Here is an 18,397-nt window from a genome sequence, read left to right on the forward strand (position 1 = left end):
CACGTGTCGAGGAAGGGCGCCGGGCGACGGCGCGTCACCGGCGTGGCCGGTGATCACAAGCACGAACCGAAAGGGACGGGCCGGCCCGCCTCGGCGCGCCAGCTCCCGCGTACGGGAGGGCGGCGCGGCGGGCCGGCCCGTGCACCACGCCCGGCGGGGCGTGGTGGTGGTGCCGGTTGATCCGAAGATCAGAGCGGGCGGATGTTCTCCGCCTGCGGGCCCTTCTGGCCCTGGGTCACCTCGAACTCGACCCGCTGGTTCTCGTCCAGGCTCCGGTAGCCGGAGGTCTGGATCGCCGAGAAGTGGGCGAAGACGTCGGCGCCGCCGTCGTCCGGGGTGATGAAGCCGAAGCCCTTGTCAGCGTTGAACCACTTGACGGTGCCAATTGCCATGTGTTTCGTCTCCTTGACGGAACGGTCGGCCCGCACGTGTTGCGGGCCGGAGAGGAGCCCACCACGCATGGACTGCGTGGCGTGCCTGTCGCTGCTGGTCGCCCCGCCCGGAGAACTCCGGACACAACAAAGAGCGCCTGGGGCCACAATCCGCCAGGCGCACACAGAGTCTCTGGAAACCAAAACTGCAACGAGACCAACGTACCACGGATCTCGCCCGGTGGGGAGATCACGTCGAAATTTCCGGCACGGCGGCCACCAACGCGGTCAGCCCCTCGACGTCGAGCAGGTCCGCCGGGCGGACGGTCACCGCGTCCCGCACGTAGTGGAACGCCGCGCCGACGCGTTCCACCGGCACGCCGGCCAACTCGGCCCAGGCCAGCCGGTAGACCGCGAGCTGCACCGCCGCCGCCTCGGCCTCCGGGCCGGTGGGCTGGCGGCCGGTCTTCCAGTCCACCACGTCGTAACGCCCGCCGGGGCGGGCGAACACGGCGTCCATCCGGCCCCGGACCACCACGCCGGCGATCACTGTGGCGAACGGCACCTCGACCTCCACCGGCACCCGGTCGGCCCACTCGCTGGCCAGGAACCGCTCCTGCAACTCGGCCAACGCCCCGTCCGGGGCGGCGCCCTCGTCGGCGGCACCGGGCAGCTCGTCGACGTCCAGCAGCCGGTCGGCGCCGAAGCGCTGCTCCAGCCAGGTGTGGAAGGCGGTGCCCCGCCGCGCGTACGGGCTGGGTGCGCTCGGCATCGGACGGCGCAGCGCACGGGCCAGTGCCTCCGGGTCCCGGCGCAACGCCACGAGCTGGGTCACCGAGAGCTGGCCGGGTAGCTCGACCTCGACCGCCTCGGCCCGGTGGGCCAGCTCCGCCCGCTCGGCGAGCAGCAGGTCGGCCTCCCGCCGCCAGCGCTCCACCTCCGCGTCGGCGTCCTCCGGCGGGGTCGCGGGTGCCCCGACGGCGGTCGACCCGACGGTGGCCAGCAGCGCGGCCTCGCGACGGGCCGCCTCCGGGTCGGCCAGGTGACGACGGACCAGCGCCGCCGCCTCGGTCAGCGCCGGCCGACGCCCACCCAGCGGGTCGGCCGGCCACTCCGCCCGCAGCACCGTCTCGGTGGTCGGGTTCACCGCGTCCCCGGCCGGCTCCGGCGCCCACGCGTCCACCACGTGCCCGTCCGTCCCGGCCAGGGCGACGTCGTACACCTCGCGCAGGAACAGCGACGGCCCGCGGAACCGCTTCGTCCCCTCCCCCCACCAGTAGCCGGAGCAGAGCAGCAACCGACGCGGCCGGGTCACCGCCACGTACGCCAGCCGGCGCTCCTCCCGCTCGTCGTGCGCCCGCCAGTCGTCGGTGAACCCGGCCACCGCACGGGCCACCGCACGCTGGTCCGCCGCCTCCGGCAGGGCCAGCTCGGGCAGCCCGTCCGCGTCGCCGCGCAGCGGGAACGGCAGCACGCCGAGCCCGCCCAGCCAGTGGTCGGAGTTGCGCACCGGCCCCGGCCACCCGCCCCGGGTCAGCCCGGCCACCGCCACCACGTCCCACTCCAGGCCCTTCGCGGCGTGCGCGGTGAGCACCTGCACGGCGCCGGCCACCACCTCGACCTCGCCCGGGGCCAGCCCGCGCTCCTCGTCCTCGGCGGCGGCCAGGTAGGCGAGGAAACCGGCAAGCGTGGCGCCGGGCGTCTCGCCGCTGAACCGCGCCGCGACGTCGCCGAGCGCGTCCAGGTGGGCGCGGGCCAGCCCGGCGTCGCCGGCGCCGTCCCGGCCGGCCCGGACCGCCACCTCCACGTCCAGCCCGATGGTCCGTTCGATGTCCGCGATCAGTTCCGGCAGCGACTGGTCCAGCCGGTACCGCAGCAGCGCCAGCTCCATCCCGTACGACCGCAGCCGCGCGAACCCCTCCGCCGAGTACGCCTGCGCCGGCCCGAGGTCGGCCAGCGCCTCCACCAGCGTCGCCTCGTCCAGCACGTCCACGGTGATCTCCGGCCCGTCGTCGCCGGTCAGCTCGCGGCGGCTGCGGGCGATGGCCCGGGCGCGCCGGTGCAGGGCGACCAGGTCGCGCGGGCCGATCCGCCAGCGCGCGCCGGTGAGCAGCCGCAGCAGCGCCGCCCCGTCGGTCGGGTCGGCCAACACGCGCAGCGTGCAGACCACGTCCCGGACCTCCGGGGTGTCCAGCAGCCCGCCCAGCCCGACCACGTCGACCGGCAGCCCCCGGGCCCGCAGCGCGGCCTCGATCGCCGGGATCTGGCTGCGCAGCCGCACCAGCACCGCGGTCGTCGGGCGACGGTCCGCCGGAATGTGCTCGGGCAACGCGCCCGGCATCCCGGCCGCGCCCCGCCACGCCGCCAGCACGCTGTCCGCGATCCAGTCGGCCTCGTCGGCGTACGTCGGCAGCAGCGCGCAGTGCACCGTGCCGGCGGCCCGACCGCCCGGCGTCCGATGCGGGATCGGCTCGCGGACACTGAGCGCGGCGTGCAGCTCGGGCACCCGGGCGCCGGCCGCCCGCAGCGGCACCGAGAGCGCGTTCGCGACGCCGAGGATCTCCGGCCGGTTACGCCAGCTCGTGGTGAGACCGAGCACCTCGGCGGGGGTGCCGTCGGCGCGGGCGAACTCACCGGGGAACCGGTCCAGCGTGCCGGCGCTCGCCCCGCGCCAGCCGTAGATCGACTGGCACGGGTCACCGACCGCGGTGACCGGATGCCCGCCGCCGAACAGCGCGTTGAGCAGCACCACCTGCGCGTGGCTGGTGTCCTGGTACTCGTCGAGCAGCACCACCCGGAACCGGTCCCGCTCGATCACGCCGACGCCCGGGTGGTCCCGGGCCACCCGCGCCGCCCGGGCGAGCTGGTCGGCGAAGTCCATCGCCTCGAAGTCGTCCTTGCGCCGGGCGTACGCCCGGACCAACGGCAGCAGCTTCAGCCGGGTCCGCTGGAGCTGGAGCGCCTTGCGCACGTCGGCGTAGACCCGGCCGGGGCGGGACTGCACCTCGGCGAAGAACCGGCCGGTCCAGCCGGCCAGCTCGTCCGGGTCGACCAGGTGCTCGTCCAGCTCGCCGGCGAGCGCCAGCACCGCGTCGGTGATGGTGGACGGCATCCGGTCCACCTCGGACATGTCGCCGTCGTAGTTGCGCACCAGCAGGTCGACGAGTTGCCAGCGGGACGCCTCGGTGAGCAGCCGGGTGGTCGGCTCGTACCCGGCGCGCAACCCGTGCTCGGTGACGATCCGCCCGGCGTACGAGTGGTACGTGGAGACGGTCGGCTCGCCCGCGAACGGATCTTCACGCGGGTCCCGCCGGGGCCGCCCCAGCCGACGGACGAGCTGGTCGAGGCGGGTCCGCACCCGGTGCGCCAGCTCGCCGGCCGCCTTCCGGGTGAAGGTGAGCCCGAGGATGTGCTCGGGGCGCACGTACGCGTTGGCGACCAGCCAGACCACCCGGGCGGCCATCGTCTCGGTCTTGCCCGAGCCGGCGCCGGCGACCACCAGCAGCGGCTCCACCGGCGCCGCGATGATCGCGGCCTGCTCCCGGGTGGGCGCCGGCAGCCGGAGCAGCCGGGCCAGCTCGACGGGCGTGTAGCGGGGCCCGGCGTCGGCGGACCGGGGCGTGGGCGGCGGCGTGCCGGTGGCGCCGAACAGCGCCGGCTGGATCGTCATCGGCCGGTCCTCGTCCGGCTCCGCGCGGTCACGCCTGATCCTCCGGAGGTGGCTCGACCACCTGGCGGCCCTGGCCGGAGACCGGGCAGCTGGTGCGTACCGGGCAGACCCGGCACTTGGAGTTGGCGACGGCGGCGAACGTGGCGGCGGCCATCGTGTCGGCGGTCCGGCGGACCAGCGCGGTGGCCCAGCCAGCCTCCGGGCCCTCCCCGGCCGCGGCCTGGGCCTGCTCCTTGGCGTCCCGGGCGCCGGTGCCGAGCTGCACCAGCGCGGCCCCGCCGGACTCCGCGCCGAACTCCGCGAACCCACCCGCCTCCACGGCCGCCTGGTACGCCCCGAGCTGCGGGTGCTCGGCGACCTCCCGCTCGGTGACCGCGGTGGACTTGCCGGTCTTCAGGTCGATCACCACGAGCCGGCCCTCGGCGTCGACCTCCAGCCGGTCGACGCGGCCGGTCAGCTCGACCGGCCGGGCCGGATCGTCGAGGCGCACCGCGAACTCGTGTTCGATGGCGAGCAGCCGGCGCGGGTTGCCGGCCAGCCAGCGCAGCAGCTTGTCGACCATCGCCTCGGCGCGCTGCCGCTCCGGGCCGACCATCCACCGGGCGGCCAGCTCGATCGCGTCGAACCGGGCGGCAACGTACTCCAGCAGCGTCTCCCGGTCGACGCTCGCGTCCTCGGCCAGCATCGCGGCGGCGTGCACCAGGTTGCCGACGCCCTGCGCGGCGCTGGCCGGCCCGCTGCCGCCGTGCCGTTCCAGCAGCCAGCGCAGGCTGCACCGCAACGCGCTCTCCATGGCCGACGGGGTGACCCGCACCGGCTCGCCGTCGTCGACGAGCGGCCGGTCGTCGGAGAGACCGCGCAGCCCCCACCAGTCGTCCGGGTGCGCGCCGGGCACCCCGGCGGCGGCCAGCCGGGCCAGCTCGCCCGCCGCCGCGCGCCGCCGGCTCACCGGCGCCGCCGGGTCGGTGATCGCGGTACGCAGCTCCGCCACCAACGCGGACAGGGTGAGCCCGCGTGGCGGCAGGGTCACCGGGAGCGCGCCGGACGGCGCGTCCGACGGGTGGTCGTCGCCGTGCGGCACCGGCCCGTCCGGCGCCGGGCCCCCGCCCGACGGTCCGTCACCGGGCGGCTCGCCGTCGGGCGGGGCGGTGCCGCCGGCGCCGGTGGCGGGCGGATCGCCGGCGGCCAGCTCGTGCAGGAAACGGCTGGGCTGCTCCTCGTGGTCGTCGCCACCGACCGCCGCCGAGGCGACCGCGGTGACCAGCAGCCGACGCCGGGCCCGGCTGACCGCGACGTGGAACAGTCGCCGCTCCTCGTCCAGCAACGCGGACGTCTGACCGACCAGGCTGGCCCGCAGCCCCGCCCCGTCGGCCCGGCCGGCGAGCACGTCGACCAGCCGCTCGGAGCCGAGCAGGCTGCCGCGCAGCCGCAGGTCGGGCCAGACGCCCTCCTGGGCCCCGGCGACGGCGACGAGATCCCACTCCAGGCCCTTGGCGGCGTGCGCGGTGAGCAGGCGGACCGCCTCGCCCCGGTCGGCGGCGGCGGCGAGCGTGTCCGCCGGCAACTCCTGCCCGAGCACGTGGTCGAGGAAGACCTCGGTGCGCGCCCCCGGCAGCCGGTCGGTGAACCGGGCGGCGGCGTCGAAGAGCACCAGTACGGCGTCCAGGTCACGGTCGGCGGCCTCGGCGCGCCACCGCCGGGCGGTCTCGTGCTCGCCGGTGGCCTCCCGCCCCTGGGTGATCGCCCCGGACCAGCGCTCGGCCAGCCCGCTCTCCCGCCACACCGCCCAGAGCACGTCCTCGGCGGTGGCGCCCGGGGTGGCGGCGGCCTCCCGGGCGGTCGCCAGCAGATGCGCGACGGCCTGCGCGGGCGCCGCCCAGCGGCGCTCGACGGCGGCCAGCTCGGCCGGGTCGCGCAGCGCCTCCACCAGCAGCTCACCGGAGGGTCGGCGGTCGCCGCCGGCCAACGCGAGCGCCCGCATCCCCTGCCGCAGTCGTCGTTCGGCCAGCGGGTCGGCACCGCCCAGCGGCGAGTGCAGCAGCGCCACCGCCGCCTCCTCGTCCAGCCGGTCGGGTTCGAGCGCGCAGCGGAGCAGGAGCAGCAGCGGGGCCACCGCCGGTTGGAGGTGCAGCGGCAGGTCCTCGCCGTGCACGACGGTGGGCACCCCGGCGGTGTGCAGGGCGCGCCGCAGCGACGGGAGCTGCCGCCCGGTGGACCGGACCAGCACCGCCATCCGGGACCAGGGCACGCCGTCGAGCAGGTGTGCCTCGCGCAGCGCGTGGGCCAGCCAGGCCGACTCGCTGGTCGCCGAGCGGAACGTGCGCACCTCGACCGCCCCGGCCGGCGCGTCCGGAAGCGGACGCAGCCGCCGGTGCGCCGCCGGGCCGCGCAGCCGCCGGGCCAGCCGGGCGGTCGCCGCCAGCAGCTCCGGCCCGGCCCGGTAGGACGTGGTCAGCGTGACCTGGGCGGCCGGCGCGCCGGACGCGGTCCGGAACCGGTGAGCGAACGTGCTGACCACGGCCGGGTCGGCGCCGCGGAACGAGTACGTGGAGGAATCGGGGTCGGCGAAGGCGACCAGGGACCGGCCGCCACCGGCCACCACCGCGAGCAGGTCCACCTGGGCCGGGTCCGTGTCGGCCAGCTCGTCGACGTAGATGTGGGCCACCCGGCGGCGTTCGGCGGCGAGCAGCTCGGGATCGTCGAGCAGCATGCCGGTGGCGGCCCGCACCAGCTCCGCCGGGTCGTACGCGACCGAGCCCCGGTTGCTCACGTCGCGCAACGCGAGGACGGCGACGTACTCCCGGAGGAAGCGGGCGGCGGCCGGCCAGTCGGCGCGGCCCAGCTTCTCGCCCAGCCGGGCCAGCTCGACCGGGCCGACGCCCCGCTCCGCGGCCCGCATCAGCAGGTCGCGGAGCTGCTGGGCGAACGCCCGGGTCCGCAACGCGGGACGCAGGTCCTCCGGCCAGCCGACCGGGTCGTCCGCCGACTCCTCGCCGACCACGTCGAGCAGCTCCCGGATGATCAGATCCTGCTCCGGGCCGGTGAGCAGCCGGGGCGACGGCTCGCCACGCTCGGCCGCGGCGCGGCGGAGCAGCCCGAACGCATACGCCGGGAACGTGCGGACCAGCGGCTCGCGCACCGCCCGGTGGCCGTCGCCGGCGATCCGCGCCTCGATGCGCCGACGCAGCTCGGTGGCGCCGCGGCGACTGAACGTGAGCACCAGCACGCGTTCCGGGTCGACGCCCTCGGCCACCCGGGCGGCGACCGCCTCGACCAGGGTGGCGGTCTTCCCGGTGCCGGGACCGCCGACGACGAGCATCGGCCCGTCGGTGTGCGCGATCACCTCGGCCTGCACCGGGTCGGGATGCCTGGCTGCCGTCCGGCGCGGGTGCGTGGCATCGACCGCCGACCCCCCGGATCGCGGCTCCGACATGGCCGGCCCGTCGGACCGGCCCACCCCCTGCCCCGCCCCGGCGTCGTGGGTGACCCCCGCCCCCGCGCCGCCGGGCCGGCGCACCAACCGGTACGCCTGCATCACCGACATCCCACCACGCCGGTACGACACCGGGAAATCGACGCCGCCCCACCGCGTGCACGCGTCGGTACGGGTGTGTGGGCGCGGGCGGTCAGGTGAGGCGGGCGTCGATGAGGTCGAGGGCGGCGGGCACGCTGTCGGCGACCATCAGCAGGTCGAGGCCGGCCGGCTTGAGGAAGTTGCGCTCGGCCAGCGTGCCGAGCCAGTCGAGCAGCGGCCGGTAGAACCCGTCCGCGTCGACCAGCACCATCGGCTTGGCGTGCAGGGCGAGCGTGGCGGTGGTCCAGACCTCGAACAGCTCGTCGAGCGTGCCCAGCCCGCCGGGCAGCGTGACGAACGCGTCGGACCGGTCGACCATCAGCGTCTTGCGGCTGGCCATCCCGTCGGTGACCAGCAGCTCGTCGGCGGCCAGGTCGGCGACCTCCAGGTCGACCAGGGTCTGCGGGATGATGCCGAGCGTGCGACCACCGGCCGCCCGCGCGCCGTCCGCCACCGCGCCCATCATGCCGACACAGCCGCCGCCGCTGACCAGCGTGTGCCCGCGCCGGGCCAGCTCCGCGCCGGTCTCGGTGGCCAGCGCCAGCCAGCGGTCGTCGAGGGTACGCGAGGACGCGCAGAACACGCAGACGTCGGCCATGTCAGCGTGACCCGGCCGGGCCCTCGGGCGCGGCCTCGGCGGCGGCCTGCTGGTCGGCGGCCACCCGGGCGACCGCCTCCTCGCGTACCGCCTCCTGCTCGGCGGAGAGCACCGCCTCGGCCTCCACGATGTGCCGGACCGCCTCGTTGACGTCGTCGGTGACGCGGATCAGGTCGAGGTCGCTCGGGCCGATCTTGCCGTCCGCCGCCATGGTGGCGCGCAGCCAGTCGAGCAGGCCGCCCCAGTAGTCGGCGCCCATCAGCACGACCGGGAACCGGGTCACCTTGCCGGTCTGCACCAGGGTGAGCGCCTCGAACAGCTCGTCCATGGTGCCGAACCCGCCGGGCAGCACCACGAACGCCTGGGCGTACTTGACGAACATGGTCTTGCGGGCGAAGAAGTAGCGGAAGTCGATGGCCAGGTCGACCCAGTCGTTGAGGCCCTGCTCGAACGGCAGCTCGATGCCGAGCCCGACGGAGAGGCCGCCCGCCTCGCCGGCCCCCCGGTTGGCGGCCTCCATCACGCCCGGACCACCACCGGTGATCACCGCGTAGCCGGCCCGGGCCAGCGCGCCGCCCAACTCCTCGGCCAGCCGGCACTCCGGGCTGTCCGGCTTGCTGCGGGCCGAGCCGAAGACACTGACCGCGGGTGGCAGGTCGGCGAGCGTGTCGAACCCCTCGACGAACTCGGACAGGATCCGCAACGCCCGCCAGGCGTCCTTGGTCTTCCAGTCGCTGCGCCCCCGGGAGTCGAGCAGCCGCTGGTCCGCGGTGCTGCTCGGGATCGCCCGATTGCGCAGCGTGACCGCTCCCCGGTGGCGTTCGGCCCGCGGCCCCTGCTCAGCCGGCCTCCCGGTGCTCTCGCTCATGGGGCCACCGTAGTGGAGCGACGGCGACGCGGCGCGCAGGCCGGCGAGCCGGAGAAAATCTTTGCGATCAAGGCAACTAATTCGCTCGCTCGTACGTCTTACTATTCACATACCCGGTATGCCCGGGGGACGCGCCTTCGGGGGAGGAGCCAGCGTTTGATCAGCAACAGCGAGATGATCCGGATCCGCCGGCAGATGCAGCGGCGGATCCACGACGTGGTGGCCGAGCGCCGCCGCGCCCGGATGATGGAGGCCCACCGCTCCGAGCCGGCCGCCGACAGCGACGAGGCGGACGCGCCGCTGACCACGAGCGTCTGACCATCCGCAGGCCCGCGACGCCGGGCGCGGGCCTGCGGATCTTCGGTACGTCAGGCCGCGAGCCAGCGGTGCAGGGTGGCCGCGCCGTCCCGGATCTTGGTCAGCTCGACGTGCTCGTCCTTGTGGTGCGCCAGGTTGGGGTCGCCGGGGCCGAAGTTGAGCGCCGGAATGCCCATGGCCGCGAACCGGGCCACGTCGGTCCAGCCCAGCTTGCCGATCGGGGCGGCGCCGACCGCGGCCAGGAACTCCTGCGCGGCCGGGTTGTCCAGCCCGGGGGCCGCGCCGGCCGCCGCGTCGGTGACCGTCAGCTCGAAGCCGTCGAAGACCTCGCGCAGGTGGGCCTCGGCCTGCGCCGGGTCCCGGTCCGGGGCGTACCGGTAGTTGATCTCGATGTCGCAGCGGTCCGGGATGACGTTGCCGGCCACCCCGCCGTGGATGCCGGTGGCGTTGAGCCCCTCGCGGTAGTCGCAGCCCTCGATGGTCACCCGACGCGCCTCGTACGCGCCCAGCCGGCGCAACACCTCACCGGCGCCGTGGATGGCGTTCACCCCGTGCCAGGAGCGGGCGGCGTGGGCCCGCTCGCCGTGCGTGGTGACGACCGCCCGCATCGTGCCCTGGCAGCCCGCCTCGACGATCCCGTACGTGGGCTCCAGCAGCACCGCGAAGTCGGCCGTCAGCCACTCGGGGTGGCTCTGCGACACCAGCGTGAGGCCGTTGTAGCGGGACTCGATCTCCTCGGCCTCGTAGAAGAAGTACGTGACGTCGTAGCGCGGGTCGGGCAGCGTCACGGCCAGGTGCAGCGCGAAGGCCACCCCGGACTTCATGTCGGAGGTGCCGCAGCCGTACATCAGGTCGCCGCGCATGCTCGACGGGAAGTTGCCGTTGAGCGGCACGGTGTCCAGGTGGCCGGCGAGCACCACCCGCTGCGGGCGGCCCAGGTCGGTGCGGGCCATCAGCGTGTTCGAGTGCCGTTGGGTGCTCAGGTGGGGTACGCCGCGCAGCACCTCCTCGACGCAGTCGGTGATCGCCTTCTCGTTGAGGGAGACCGACTCGATGTCGACCAGGGCACGGGTCAGTGCCACCGGATCGGCCAGGACCTCGGGGGTCAACGGGTTCTGCATGTCTCGCACGGTACCGTCATCCTCGGCGGGTGCGAGGGACACGTTCCGCGCCCGCGGCCGCGAGCAGCGGCGGACGCCGCCGCCGGAGGAGAGAGGTGTCACCGTGACGTCCGCACCATCCGCCTGGGGCATCGGCCTGGCCACCGTCACCGCCGACGACCAGGTGCTCGACACCTGGTACCCGACCGGCAAGCTGGGTCTCGGCGAGCTGCCCCTGGTGCCCGGGGAGGACCAGGCCGACGTGCTCGACCTGCCGCCGGGCGCGGTCGGCGAGCGCGCGCTGCCCGGCCTGCGTACCGTCGAGGTGACCACGGTGATCGGCTCGCTCGACGATCCGATCAAGGACGCGGCCGACGCGTACCTCCGGTTGCACCTGCTCTCCCACCGCCTGGTGCGGCCCAACGAGCTGAACCTCGACGGCGTCTTCGGCAAGCTGGCCAACGTGGCCTGGACCTCGGCCGGGCCGTGCCCGCCGGAGCGGGTGGACGAGCTGCGGGTGATCGAGCGGGCCGCCGGCCGCCACCTGGTCGTGCACGGGGTGGACAAGTTCCCCCGGATGACCGACTACGTGGTGCCGGGCGGGGTGCGGATCGCCGACGCGGACCGGGTCCGGCTCGGTGCGCACCTGGCCGCCGGCACCACGGTCATGCACGAGGGCTTCGTCAACTTCAACGCCGGCACGCTGGGCACCTCGATGGTCGAGGGGCGGATCGTGCAGGGCGTGGTGGTCGGGGACGGCTCCGACATCGGCGGCGGCGCCTCGATCATGGGCACGCTGTCCGGCGGCGGCAAGGACCGGGTCCGGATCGGCGAGCGGAGCCTGGTCGGCGCGAACGCGGGCGTCGGTATCTCGCTCGGCGACGACTGCGTGGTGGAGGCGGGCTGCTACCTCACCGCGGCCTCCAAGATCACCCTGCCGGACGGCCGGGTGGTCAAGGCCCGCGAACTGTCCGGCGTGGACGGGCTGCTGTTCTGGCGCAACTCGGTGACCGGCGCGCTGGAGGCGAGGCCGCGCACCGGCCGGGGCATCGAGCTGAACGCCGCCCTGCACGCCAACTGACGTTCGCCGCGAGGAGTGAGCCGGGTCTGCGAGCCCCGCAGTCGCGAACAGAGTCGGCACTGAGCCACCCCGTCCGGGTCCGCGGCGCGACCGCCACGGACCCGGACGGCCGGCTCACCGCAGGCGGTACGCCTGGATGATCCGCTGGGTGACCGTGTTGCCGGCGTCGTCGCGGGCCGTGGCCCGCAGCGACGCGTAGCCGGGACCGGCCGGGTGCACGACGGTGGCCGTCCACCCGGTGCCCTGCTTCTTCAGGGGCGCCTTCCGCCACGTCTTCCCGCCGTCGTAGGAGACGTCGACGGTGAGCGCCGCGACCGTGCCGGCCGGTGCGCCGGGCTGGCGCTGCACCGCCACCGGGACGGTGAACGTGCGGCCGGCCGGCGCGGTGCCGTCCGCCGTGAGCGACGGGGTGAACCGGACCGCCATCGCCGGCAACCGGGCCGGCTGCTCGCCCGGCACCCGCTTCGAGCGGAACGTCCAGCTCGCCGCGACCTCGGTGCCGAGGTCGGTGAAGGAACGCTTCGCGACGGTGTCCAGCCGGTAGTTCGCGAGCCCCGGGGGCAGGTCCTCGAACACGCCGTAGCCGGGTGCGGCGACCTCGCCGACCAGCTTGCCGTTGCGGTAGAGCGCGGTGCGTTCGGTGTCGTTGAGCGAACCGCCTCCGTGCCCGGCCGCGTCGCTGTGCATCGGCAGGGAGACCACCATGGTGTCACCGGTGCGGGTGATGCCCTGTTCGGGCCAGCGCGGCGGCGGGAAGGACGGCCCGTACGGCGCGGCGTTCCACGTCTCGGCGTAGCTGCGGCCGGCCTGGTAGCGGGTCGGCCCGGACTCCAGCACCGCCTGCGTGTTCAGCCAGCCGTCCTCGTCGCGCTTGCCGAAGTCCTGCTCGAAGTTCCAGCGGGTCCGGGCGGTGCTCAGGTGCTCGATCCGCCGGCCGGGCGCCTGGACCGGCACGACGATCGCCGAGCCGCCCATGTTGTAGTCAGGCTCCGGGTACACGATCCGCTCGTTCTCCAGCCCGGCGTACCCGTTCGCGAAGCGGCTGGTGACGTGCGCCAGGTCGGCCGGCTGGTAGTGCCGGACGAAGCCGGTCGGGAACCGGCCGGGGAACACGTCACTCAGCCCGTAGAAGTACGGGCTGCGCTCCGGCGCGGTCGGTTCGGTCCACTGGCTGGCCAGCGAGCCGACGAAGACCTGGTCCGAGACGCCGCGACCGAGCTGGGCCGAGTAGAGGCCGTCGAAGGTGTCCGTCCAGAGCCCGAAGCTGGCGTAGTAGTCGCCGAAGTTCCAGGCGGCGGTGACGTCGATCAACAGCGGGGCCGCGCCGCGCTGCGGCACGGTGGTGCGGACCGGCTTCGCCCGCCGGGCGTCCAGGGTGAGCCGCTGGTTCCCGGTCACCACCAGCTCCGGCTGGGTGAGCATGGAGATCTCCGTCCAGCGCTCCTCGTCGGCCACGAAGAGCAGGCTCTGCACGCCGTACCGGCCCTTCGGCACCCGGATCGTGGCCGCGCCGTCGGCGTCGAACACGTCCCGGGTCGCGCCGTCGTCGAGCCCGATCAGCGTGGTGTAGAAGTCACCGGTGAGCGAGCCGGCCCGGTTGCGGTGGGTGAGCGTCAGGTCGTAGCTCTCCACCTCCCGGTTGACCGCCAGCGGCGTGACCGCGACGGTGTCGCCGGATCGGGCGGTCAGCCGGCCGGTCCAGTACCCGTCGGCGCCGCCGAGCCGGGTGTCCACCACGACGGTGACCTGGGCGGTGCCGCCGGCCGGGACGGTGAGCCGGGAGGCGCTGAGGGTGAGCATCCCGGCCGGCGCGGACTGCCCGCCCGGGCCGGTGAACCCGGCGCTCAGCTCCAGCGTGAGCGGGGTCGTGCCGCCGTTGCGGTAGGTGACGGTCCGGCTGATCGGCTTGTCGTCGGCGTGCGGCCAGACCGCGACGCCGAACGAGACCGAGGACGGTTCGCTCGTCACCTGCTCGGTGATCGCGTGCGCCACGTCGACCCGACCGGCGCCCTGCTGGAACGCGGTCTGCTCGGGGTGCGGCCGGGCCGAGGCCATCAGCGTGGCCTTGTAGCGGCCGGCGTTCCAGCCCGGGTGCTGCTGGGCGATCAGCGCCACCGCGCCGGCCACGTGCGGGGTCGCCATCGAGGTGCCGGAGAGGGAGACGTACCGGTCCCCCACCGGGTCGCCGATCTGGCCGTGGGCGGCGCGGGCGGCCACGATGTCCACACCGGGCGCGGTGATGTCCGGCTTGATCGCCCCGTCGCCGACCCGCGGCCCGCGGCTGGAGAAGTCGGCCAGGTCGTCGTTGCGGTCGACGGCGCCGACCGACAGCGCGGCGTCGGCGGTGGACGGCGAGCCGACCGAACCGTCGGCGCCGTCGTTTCCGGCGGCGACCACGAAGAGCGAGCCGGTCTGCGCGGTCAGCGTCTCGACCGCCTGCTCCAGCGGGTCGACCTCCGGGGTGTCGAAGCCACCGAGGCTCATGTTGATCACGGTGGCGTGCTGCTCGGCCGCGGCCCACTGCATGCCGGCCAGGATCGCCGACTCGGTGCAGCCGTACTGCTCGCAGACCTTTCCGGACAGCAGCGTGGCGTCCGGGGCGACGCCCCGGTACTTCCCGCCGGAGGCGGCGCCGCTACCGGCGATGATCGAGGCGACGTGGGTGCCGTGCCCGACGATGTCGTCCGGGTCCGCCTCCTCGCTGAAGTTGCGCGACTCGGCGACCTTGCCGGCCAGGTCCGGGTGGGTGAGGTCGACGCCGGTGTCGAGCACCGCGACCTTCACGCCCTTGCCGGTGTATCCGGCGGCCCACGCGGCCGGCGCACCGATCTGCGGCACGCTGTGGTCCAGCGTCAGCCGCCGCCGCCCGTCCAGCCAGATCCGGTCGACACCCCCCGCCGCGTCGAGCCGGGCGCCGGAGCGGTCCGCGGCGACCGCCCGCCAGAGCGAGCCGGTGTCGGCCTTGGTCGCGGCGAGCGCCGCGCCGCCGATCGCCGGCAGGTCGCGGATCACCCGGGTGCCGGCGAGCGGGGCCGCCGCCCGCCGGGCCACCCCCGGCCGGTACGACACCAGCAGCGGCACGGTGTCGCGGTGCGCGTCGTCGTAGCCGGCCGCGATCAGGCCGGTGACGTCGAACAGTCGCCGGTCGAGCCGGCCGGAGCGGATCAGCGCCAACGCGTCCTGGGGGACCACGCTGAGGCCGGTGCGCTCGCGGCGGACCACGAACTGGAGCTTGGCGCGACCGGCGCCGGGACGGACCGCGGCGCGACCGCCGGCGGCGACGGTGACCTGGTCACCGGTGATCAGGGTGACGGTGGCCGGCCGGGTCGACGACCCGGTCGGGGCGGGCGTACCGGTCGGGGCCGCCGACGTGGTGGCCTGGGCGGGCACGGGCAGGCCGAGCGCCAGGCCCAGGGTGAGGCCGAGCGCGGCCAGTCTTCTGCGGTTCTGGGGCAACCTTTCCTCCTCGGTGAGGCGTCTCATCGACAGAAGGCACATCGATGTGGGTTATCAGAATTGCATACCGCGTATGCAATCGGAAGTCGCTTATCCGACCGAACCGGTTCCCCCGGGGTGGCCGAACCGGGGATGATCCACCGATGAGCGCCATGAGGGACCGCATGCTGGCCGGCGAGCTGTACCTCGCCGACGACCCCGCGATCGTCGCCGATCTGGACCGCGCCGCCCGACTCACCGAACGCTTCAACCGCAGCGACGCCGACGACCCGCAGGGCCGCCTCGCCGCGCTACGCGAACTGCTCGGCACGCTCGGCGAGGACGCCTGGATCCGCCCCCCGTTCCACTGCGACTACGGCTTCCAGACCCACCTCGGGCCGCGCACCTTCGTCAACTTCAACGCGGTCTTCCTCGACGTCGCCCGGATCACCATCGGCGCCGACGTCCAGATCGGACCGAACGTGCAGCTCCTCACCGCCACCCACCCGGTGGAGCCGGAGGCGCGCCGGGCCAAGTGGGAGGCGGCGCAGCCGATCACCATCGGCGACAACGTCTGGCTCGGCGGCGGCGTGATCGTGCTCGCCGGCGTGACCATCGGCGAGAACACGGTGGTCGGCGCCGGCGCGGTGGTGACCCGGGACCTGCCGGCGAACGTGGTGGCGGTGGGTAACCCGGCCCGGCCGACCAGGACCCTGATCTGACGCCTGAGCTGCCGAAACAACCCTCCGGGGGGATGCGAATTCCGGAATGTGCGCGCACTCTGGGTAGTGAGATGCTCACTCTGGGGAGGCCCCGATGGAGCGCGTGCTGGAACTACGGGTGCACGGGGTGTCCAACACCCCACCGGATCAGCTACTCGGCCTCGACCCCGGACCGGGCGGTGACGGCCCCCAACCGGAGCTGGTCGCCGGCGGACAGGTGACCGGTTTCTACCGTTCCACCCAGGCCGACCGGGACGACCCGATCAGCGTCGAGGCGTACAGCTGGGGGAAGTTGACCTCCGGCGCGCGGACCCGGCGGGACATCGAACGCGCGCTCTGGACGCTGCTGCTGCCCTTCGCGCTGGCGAACGTCGCGCTGCACGCCCGGGACGGCATCCCGGCGGACCCGGACCGGGAGCGTTGGGCCAGCCGCTCCGGCATCACCGCCTGGCTCATCCGGCTGTTCTGCCTCAGCCTGACCTGCACCCTGGTCATCGCCGTGACCGGGATCGGCGTCGACCTCATCGGCTGGCAGTGCGTGGGCCGGGAGTGCCTGGGCCAGCTCCCCGGCCCGTGGGAGTTCCTCGGCAACGCCTGGTGGCGTCGGGACACCCGGGCGCTGGCCCTCGGGCTGCTGCTGCCGCTGCTCGTGCTGGGCGCGATCGGGCTGGTCGCCTGGCGCACCTACCAGTACGAGGCGGAGATGCCGGCCGAGCCCCGCGCCCGCCCGGACCGGGCCGAACCGCCGGAACCGCTGGAGAACCCGTTGCAGGACCCGACGTTCTGGAACGGGGAGGGGCAACTGCGCCGCGCCGCGGTGCTGCACCTGTGCACCGGGGCGGTGACCGCCGCCGCCGTGCCGGTCGCCGCGGTGCTGCTGATGGACCCGCCGCGCGGACTGCGGGCCGCGGTCGCCTGGCCGACCGTGGTGCTGTTCGTCGCCGTGGTGACGATCGCCGTGGTCGCGGTCGGTCGCCCCTGGCTGACCCGTCGCCAGGGCGCCACCCCACTCGGCCGGTGGAGCATCGCGGTGGCGGTGCTCACCGCGCTCGGGCTGCTCGGCACGTTCGTCCTCCTGCTGCTCCCGGACGGCCCGGCCGGCCGTCCACTGGCGACGTACCGGCCACCTGTCGGCTGCCCGGCGGTCCCGGACCTCGCCGGCTGCCGCGCCGCCCGCCCGTTGCCCGGCTACGAGACCGCGCTCGCCTGGCTCGTCACCTACCAGGTGCTGCTGCTGGTGGCCATCGGCGCGGCGAACCGCTCCGGCCGGCGGGCCCTGGCCGGGCCGGCCGCCGCCGGCGTGCTGCTGCCGCTCGGGGTGGCCTGGATCGAACGCGGCCTGCCCGGCCTGCCGGCCGCGCCGGCCGGGCTGCACACCTGGATGCTCGTCGGCCCGGCCATCGCGCTGGCCATCGGCGGGCTGCTCATGCCGCGCCTGCGGCCCGCCGTGCCGACCCAGCCGCTCGGCGCGTACACCGGGCTCGCCTGGCACGGCTGCGCGCCGGCCGTCATCGCCGGGTTCGGCTGGATGATGGCGGTCGCGTACTGCGCCGGGCTGCTCTACTGGGTCAGTGAGCGGCTCGACGGGCCGGTCGACCCGGCCGGCCCGGGGCGCGTGGTGCCGCCACTCGCCGTCTTCTGGGCCGGGCTGGCCTGCGTCATCGGGCTGGTCCTCCTGCTCGGGCTGCTGGCCCGCGCCGCGTACCTGCTGCACCGGCTGCGCCGCGCCGAGTACGCGCGACTGACCTCCGCCGACGGCCTCTCCGCACACGACCTGCGCCGCTGCCGCGACGTCAGCACCTACCGGGCGCTGCACCGCCTGGTGGGCGAGCACGCGGTCCGGTTGATCGGCTGGTTCGCGGCCGGGGCCGCGCTCCTGATCATCCTGTGCTGCGCCGCCGCGCTCTCCGGCCACCGGCCCAGCCCGCTCTCCCCGGCCGGGTGGCAGACCGCGATCCACTGGGCCGCCGAACTCGGCGACGCGGTGCTCGGTTGGCTGCCGGTGGTGACGAGCGCGCTCGGGCTGATGGTCTACCGCACCGACTCGGTCCGCCGCTCGGTCGGCGTGGTCTGGGACGTGTGCACGTTCTGGCCGCGGGCCGCACACCCGCTCGCCCCGCCCAGCTACGCCGAACGCGCCGTACCGGAACTCCAGACCCGGGTCGCCGGGCTGCTGGCGCTGCCGCCCCAGCACCCGGACCGGATGGACGGCGTGATCCTCTCCGGGCACAGCCAGGGCACCGTCATCTGCGCCGCGGTGCTGCTGCACCTGCCCCGCCGGTGGCGGCGGCGGACCTGGTTCTTCTCCTACGGCTGCCAGCTCACCCGGCTCTACGGCCGGGTCTTCCCGTCCTACTTCGGGCCGGAGCGGCTGCGCACGCTGGCCCGGGCGGTCACCTGGCCCGGCGGCCACGTCGCCTGGACGAACTTCTGGCGGGACACCGACCCGCTCGGCTGGCAGGTCAGCGCCGGGCAGCGGGACGTGGCGGTGGCCGACCCGGAGGCGCTGCACCCGACCGGCGGCGAGGTGGCCGACCCGCCGATCCGCAGCCACAGCGGCTACCCGGAGGCGGTCGAGTTCGCCCGCGAACGAGCCGTGGTGGCCCGCCTGCTGCGCCGGAGCGTGCCGTCACCCCGGCCCGGCGTCGGCTGACACCACG

At 75.0% G+C, this 18,397-nt stretch carries 11 protein-coding genes; 4 read left to right on the forward strand and 7 right to left on the reverse strand.

What is annotated here, in order from left to right:
- Positions 1-188 precede the first annotated feature (188 nt).
- The 5 genes from cspE to ACLQ2W_RS10690 form a co-directional block, all read right to left on the reverse strand.
- Entirely contained in the window at positions 189-392 is a 204-nt protein-coding gene (gene cspE, locus ACLQ2W_RS10670) for a transcription antiterminator/RNA stability regulator CspE (protein WP_013288421.1), read from the reverse strand.
- A gap of 229 nt (positions 393-621) precedes the next feature.
- Entirely contained in the window at positions 622-4,041 is a 3,420-nt protein-coding gene (locus tag ACLQ2W_RS10675) for an ATP-dependent helicase (protein WP_425786255.1), read from the reverse strand.
- A gap of 28 nt (positions 4,042-4,069) precedes the next feature.
- Positions 4,070-7,576 (reverse strand): ATP-dependent helicase, encoded by a 3,507-nt coding sequence (locus tag ACLQ2W_RS10680; RefSeq protein ID WP_425786484.1) that lies wholly within the window; start codon positions 7,574-7,576, stop codon positions 4,070-4,072.
- Positions 7,577-7,667: 91 nt separating this feature from the next.
- The gene (locus ACLQ2W_RS10685) at positions 7,668-8,213 is read right to left on the reverse strand and encodes a TIGR00730 family Rossman fold protein (protein ID WP_425786256.1); all 546 of its coding nucleotides are present in this window, start codon (positions 8,211-8,213) and stop codon (positions 7,668-7,670) included.
- Position 8,214: 1 nt separating this feature from the next.
- Positions 8,215-9,081 carry a TIGR00730 family Rossman fold protein gene (locus ACLQ2W_RS10690; protein WP_425786257.1) on the reverse strand — a complete coding sequence of 289 codons (867 nt, stop codon included), beginning with the start codon at positions 9,079-9,081 and terminating at the stop codon, positions 8,215-8,217.
- Positions 9,082-9,237: 156 nt separating this feature from the next.
- On the opposite strand from ACLQ2W_RS10690, the gene ACLQ2W_RS10695 reads away from it, so the two are divergent.
- A complete protein-coding gene (locus tag ACLQ2W_RS10695; RefSeq protein ID WP_199199950.1) occupies positions 9,238-9,399 on the forward strand; it encodes a hypothetical protein in 162 nt (53 codons plus the stop codon).
- Positions 9,400-9,449: 50 nt separating this feature from the next.
- On the opposite strand, the gene dapE is transcribed toward ACLQ2W_RS10695, so the two are convergent.
- Positions 9,450-10,520, reverse strand: a complete 1,071-nt coding sequence (gene dapE / locus ACLQ2W_RS10700; protein ID WP_405091104.1) for a succinyl-diaminopimelate desuccinylase — start codon at positions 10,518-10,520, stop codon at positions 9,450-9,452.
- A gap of 103 nt (positions 10,521-10,623) precedes the next feature.
- Here dapE and dapD point away from each other — a divergent pair, with 103 nt between their 5' ends.
- Positions 10,624-11,580, forward strand: a complete 957-nt coding sequence (gene dapD / locus ACLQ2W_RS10705) for a 2,3,4,5-tetrahydropyridine-2,6-dicarboxylate N-succinyltransferase (protein ID WP_425786258.1) — start codon at positions 10,624-10,626, stop codon at positions 11,578-11,580.
- A 114-nt stretch (positions 11,581-11,694) separates the two neighbouring features.
- Here dapD and ACLQ2W_RS10710 read toward each other — a convergent pair whose 3' ends face one another.
- Positions 11,695-15,063, reverse strand: coding sequence for a S8 family serine peptidase (locus tag ACLQ2W_RS10710; RefSeq protein ID WP_425786259.1), 3,369 nt, complete (start codon positions 15,061-15,063; stop codon positions 11,695-11,697).
- Between the two features lie 116 nt (positions 15,064-15,179).
- On the opposite strand from ACLQ2W_RS10710, the gene ACLQ2W_RS10715 reads away from it, so the two are divergent.
- Both ACLQ2W_RS10715 and ACLQ2W_RS10720 read left to right on the forward strand, forming a co-directional pair.
- The gene (locus ACLQ2W_RS10715; RefSeq protein ID WP_425786260.1) at positions 15,180-15,737 is read left to right on the forward strand and encodes a sugar O-acetyltransferase; all 558 of its coding nucleotides are present in this window, start codon (positions 15,180-15,182) and stop codon (positions 15,735-15,737) included.
- Positions 15,738-15,831: 94 nt separating this feature from the next.
- Positions 15,832-18,390, forward strand: coding sequence for a hypothetical protein (locus ACLQ2W_RS10720; RefSeq protein WP_425786261.1), 2,559 nt, complete (start codon positions 15,832-15,834; stop codon positions 18,388-18,390).
- The last annotated feature ends 7 nt before the right edge of the window (positions 18,391-18,397 follow it).

Source organism: Micromonospora sp. DT227, assembly GCF_049841835.1.
In the GTDB taxonomy this organism is placed as follows: domain Bacteria; phylum Actinomycetota; class Actinomycetes; order Mycobacteriales; family Micromonosporaceae; genus Micromonospora.